Origin of the sequence: Streptomyces recifensis (genome assembly GCF_002154615.1) — a bacterium.
GTDB classification, from domain to species: domain Bacteria; phylum Actinomycetota; class Actinomycetes; order Streptomycetales; family Streptomycetaceae; genus Streptomyces; species Streptomyces griseoluteus.
Genome location: NZ_MUNH01000496.1, coordinates 827 through 5,182 on the forward strand (window position 1 = coordinate 827; position 4,356 = coordinate 5,182).

A 4,356-nucleotide genomic window follows, 5' to 3' on the forward strand; every position below is an offset into this window, starting at 1 on the left:
GCCCGGCCGGGCCGGAGATGCGCTAGCGGGAGCCCTCGGTACCGCTCAGAGGTGGTGGGGCGGCTTCTCGTCGAGGAAGCGCCTGAGGTCGGCGGCGCTGTCGCCGGCCGGACGCTCGCCCCACCCCCGGTCGGTGTCGTCCGAGGACTGCTGGTTCAGCGGGTCGTCGAAGACGAGCGCGGCCTTCGGGTCGCGCGGCTCGGGTGCGGGGGCGTCACTCATGCCTCCAGGGTACGGTCCGCCACCCGGCACACTTCGGCGCCCGCCGAACGAACCCGCTCCTAGGCTCGCCCTCATGAGCACTCACACGGCGATCGAGCCGAGCATCCTCTACTTCGGTACCCCGGTGGTGCTGCTGTCCACGGAGAACGAGGACGGCACCTTCAACCTCGCCCCCATGTCCTCGGCGTGGGCGCTGGGCAGCACGGTCGTCCTGGGCCTGGGCCGCGACGGCCAGACCGCCCGCAACCTCCTCGCCCGCCCCGACCTGGTCATCAATCTCCCCGCCCCGCACCAGTGGCCCGCGGTGGAGCGCCTGGCGCCCCTGACCGGCCGCGATCCGGTCCCCCCGACGAAGGCGGCCGGCTGCCGCTTCGAACCGGCCAAGTTCGCCGCGGCGGGCCTCGGCGAGGAGCCCTCCCACATCGTCCGCCCGCCCCGCGCGGCCGAGTGCCCCCTCCACCTGGAGGCCCGCGCCGAACGCATCCGCCCCGACCTCTCCGGCGACTGCGTCATCGTCGAAACGACGGTCCTGAAAGTCCACGCGGCGCCCGCCCTCCTGATCCCCGGCACCCATCACATAGACCCCGCCGCGTGGAGCCCGCTGATCTACAACTTCCGCCACTACTTCGGCCTGGGCCCGGAACTGGGCCACTCCTACCGCACGGAGACACCGCGCGCGGCCGGTGTCGGCTGAGGGGGTCGTACCGGGGGAGGTAGGGGAGGAAGAGGCGCAAGGAGGCGGAAAAGCCTTGGCGGGGACGGCATTTCGGTCGCCGATCGGGAACTCTTCGGCCGTGCCCGGCGTTTACCCCAGTACGTTTCTCGGTTCCCGGACACGATGTCCGACCGAGGGGCTACGGTATGCACCCACCAGGTGACATGCAGCGACGCCGGGAGACACCTTGAGCGTTCCGTACGAGACGGCGGAGTACGAGTCCGCCCAGTCGCCCGAGTCTCCGGAGGAGCACCTCGCGCGACTCCTCGGCCGTGCCCTGAACTCGTTCGAGCTGCCCGACGAGGTCATAAGAGAGCTGGACTGCGCGCTGGCGCACGACAGTTCGCTGCACTCCGCGCACCACAGCGCGGGCCTGCACCGCGAGACGTACCGGCACACCTGGCTGCTCGCGGACGGCTCCGCGGTCACGCTCTGGGAGCTGGCGCACAACACCGCGCCGGGCGAGGAGTCACAGCACGAGGTGTACCTCGACGAGGAGGAGCTGCACACCGCCACGGCCCGGCTGGCCCTGCCGTACGACACCTCGGACTTCGAGCTGCCGGTGCTGACCGAGCTGGGTGCCGTGCCCGAGCCCCGGCACGCGTACGTGGCGGACAACTCCCCCGACCACGCCCGCAGGCTGCTGCGCCGGGCGGAGAACCCGGACCGCCCCGGCAAGGAGCTTGCGGCGCTGCTGGCCACGGCGGAGGCGCACGAGATCACCCAGGCGTTCGGCCGTCCCGGCCGGACCGCGCGGGCCGGGGCGAGCTTCGCGCTGTACGAGCACGCGTTCCTGCTGCGGGACGGGCGGGAGGTCTCCCTGTGGGAGGTCGAGCACACCGCGACCCCCGACGGCCGTCACATGTGCGAGGTGTACACCACCCCGGAGGCGGCCCGCGAGGCCATGGAGCGCCGCGCGGCCCGGCACGGCTGACGGCCCCCGACGCACCGCGTCCCCCCGGCGAGTTCGCCGAGGGAACGCGACCGTGGGGACGGGACCGGAGGATGCTCAGGCGGCCACCGGCTGCTCGCTCCCCTTCTCCCCCGCCGCCGCGCCTTCCGCCGAACCGGCGGCCGGGGCGCCCTGGGCCGGCTTGCGCATGCCCTTGAGGACGACCACCAGGGCAGTGCTGACGCAGACACCCGCGGCGATGGCGACGAGGTAGAGGAACGGGTTGCCGATCAGCGGGACCACGAAGATGCCGCCGTGCGGGGCGCGCAGCGTGGCGCCGAACATCATCGACAGCGCGCCGGTGACCGCGCCGCCCGCCATCGCGGACGGGATGACCCGCAGCGGGTCGGCCGCGGCGAAGGGGATCGCGCCCTCGGTGATGAAGGAGGCGCCCAGCACCCAGGCGGCCTTGCCGTTCTCGCGCTCCGCCGGGGTGAAGAGCCTGCCGCGCACGGTCGTGGCCAGGGCCATGGCCAGCGGCGGGACCATACCGGCGGCCATCACCGCGGCCATGATCTTCATCGCCGAGTCACTGGGGGCGGCGACGGCGATCCCGGCGGTGGCGAAGGTGTAGGCCACCTTGTTGACCGGGCCGCCCAGGTCGAAGCACATCATCAGGCCGAGGAGGGCGCCGAGCAGGACCGCGTTGGTACCGGTGAGGCCGTTCAGCCAGTCGGTCATCCCCTTCTGGGCGGCGGCGATGGGCTTGCCGATCACCACGAACATCAGGAAGCCGACGACCGCCGAGGAGATCAGCGGGATCACCACCACCGGCATGATGCCGCGCATGGCCGCCGGTATGCGCACCCGCTGGATAGCCAGCACCACCCCACCGGCGATCAGACCGGCCGCGAGGCCGCCGAGAAAGCCCGCGTTGATGCTGAGCGAGATCGCGCCGCCGACGAAGCCGGGGACGAGGCCGGGCCGGTCGGCCATGCCGTAGGCGATGTACCCGGCGAGCACCGGGATCAGGAAGTTGAAGGCCATGCCGCCGATCTGGAACAGCAGCGCGCCCCAGCTGTCGGACTGGGTCCACACGAAGTGGTCCATGACGGAGGGCGCCTTGTTCACCGTCCAGCCGCCGACGGCGAAGCCCAGGGCGATGAGCAGACCGCCCGCCGCGACGAAGGGCACCATGTAACTGACGCCGGACATCAGCCACTTCCGCAGCTTGGTGCCGTAGCCCTCGGTGGAGTCGCCCGCGCGCTCCACGGGGGTGGCGGCCGCACCGGCGGGGGCGGTCCTCTCCCCGCGTTCCGCCTTGGCGCGGACCTCGGAGATGAGTTCGGCGGGGCGGTTGATGCCCGCCTTCACGCCGACGTCCACCGTGGGCTTGCCGGCGAAGCGGTCCTTCTCGCGCACCGGCACGTCGTGGGCGAGGACCACGCCGTCCGCCGCCTCGATCACCGCCGGGTCGAGCCGGGTGAACCCCGCCGAGCCCTGCGTCTCGACGGTCACCTCGACGCCCGCCTCCCGGCCGGCGTTCTCCAGCGACTCGGCGGCCATGTAGGTGTGGGCGATGCCGGTGGGGCAGGAGGTGACGGCGACGATGCGGAACGGGCGCGCTCGCGTGGCCTCGGCCTCGGGGGTCTCCGGGGTCGTACTGCCCGCCGCGGCGCCGGCGGCCGCCGCCGATCAGGGGAGCGGCCGCCTCCGCGAGGAGCCGGGGCAGGCGGGCGGCGGCGGAGGGGGCGGTGAGGAAGCTGAGGACCATCGAGGCCGTCAGAGGCTGGTGCGTTCGGGGCGGGCGGTGGGGCCGAGATGGCCGGTGACGCCCTTGGGGTGCTTGCCGGACTTCTTGCCGTGCTTCTTGTGCGCCTCCGGGTGCGCGGACTCCGTGTCCGTCGCCTTCACCGGGCCTGGGGCGTCGTGGTGCCCGGTCCGCAGGGCCGCCTCGCCCACCTCGGCGTCGCTCGCGGGCGCGGCTTCCTCGATCACGACGTCCGTGGTCTCGGCCACCGGGGTCACGAGCGGCGGGCGGGGCTGGGTCAGCCAGGCGATGGCGGCTCCGGTCAGCGCCACGGGCCACTCCACGACCCCGGCGACGCCGAGCACGCCCGCCCCGGCGTACACCGCGAGGCGCCGCCCACGGGGGGAGACCACGCCGATCACGTCCAGCGTGTCCTGGGCCGCCTTGTTGACCATCGACGCGCCGGGCACCTTGCTCAGGAGGGAGGCGGCGCCGCGCAGGGGCGCGGTGAGGACCGATGACGACGTGTGCTCAGCCATGACTCTCCTCCGGCCAGATCGCCTGCCGTGCCCCACCCGGTGCCTGCAAGCACGCGCACGCTGTTCACCCCCTCCACTCCCAGTGGACGCCAAGCACCGGTGCCGCGCCACTCGGCCGAACCCCTGCCCAGGGGGTGTCTCCCCGATCGTCGCGAGCCCGCGACGCCTGGCACGGCGCCTTCCCCCCCACGGACGAATCGACCACGTACCTCCAGTAGGAGGACGACCCGACCGCACG

General features: G+C 73.1%; 4 protein-coding genes and 2 pseudogenes (1 of these 6 running past the window's edge). 3 read left to right on the forward strand and 3 right to left on the reverse strand.

Annotation, left to right across the window (positions count from 1 at the left end; translation table 11 throughout):
* A pseudogene (locus tag CCN33_RS23925) lies at positions 1–3 on the forward strand (MscL family protein) (its annotated part extends 276 nt beyond the left edge of the window); the annotation flags it as partial.
* A gap of 42 nt (positions 4–45) precedes the next feature.
* On the opposite strand, the gene CCN33_RS32550 reads toward CCN33_RS23925, so the two are convergent.
* The gene (locus tag CCN33_RS32550; RefSeq protein WP_086695572.1) at positions 46–222 is read right to left on the reverse strand and encodes a hypothetical protein; all 177 of its coding nucleotides are present in this window, start codon (positions 220–222) and stop codon (positions 46–48) included.
* A 73-nt stretch (positions 223–295) separates the two neighbouring features.
* On the opposite strand from CCN33_RS32550, the gene CCN33_RS23935 reads away from it, so the two are divergent.
* Positions 296–916, forward strand: a complete 621-nt coding sequence (locus tag CCN33_RS23935) for a flavin reductase family protein (RefSeq protein WP_086695569.1) — start codon at positions 296–298, stop codon at positions 914–916.
* A gap of 208 nt (positions 917–1,124) precedes the next feature.
* Positions 1,125–1,871, forward strand: coding sequence for a DUF6227 family protein (locus CCN33_RS23940; protein WP_086695570.1), 747 nt, complete (start codon positions 1,125–1,127; stop codon positions 1,869–1,871).
* A 75-nt stretch (positions 1,872–1,946) separates the two neighbouring features.
* Here CCN33_RS23940 and CCN33_RS23945 read toward each other — a convergent pair.
* Positions 1,947–3,524: pseudogene (locus CCN33_RS23945) on the reverse strand (PTS fructose transporter subunit IIC); the annotation flags it as partial.
* 87 nt (positions 3,525–3,611) lie between these two features.
* Entirely contained in the window at positions 3,612–4,118 is a 507-nt protein-coding gene (locus CCN33_RS32205) for a hypothetical protein (protein WP_086695571.1), read from the reverse strand.
* Positions 4,119–4,356: the final 238 nt, after the last annotated feature.

Excerpts from the sequence above, each read along its gene's own strand:
- CCN33_RS32550 (WP_086695572.1), bottom strand. The coding sequence starts at position 222 with ATGAGTGACGCCCCCGCACCCGAGCCGCGCGACCCGAAGGCCGCGCTC.
- CCN33_RS23935 (WP_086695569.1), top strand. The coding sequence starts at position 296 with ATGAGCACTCACACGGCGATCGAGCCGAGCATCCTCTACTTCGGTACC.
- CCN33_RS32205 (WP_086695571.1), bottom strand. The coding sequence starts at position 4,118 with ATGGCTGAGCACACGTCGTCATCGGTCCTCACCGCGCCCCTGCGCGGC.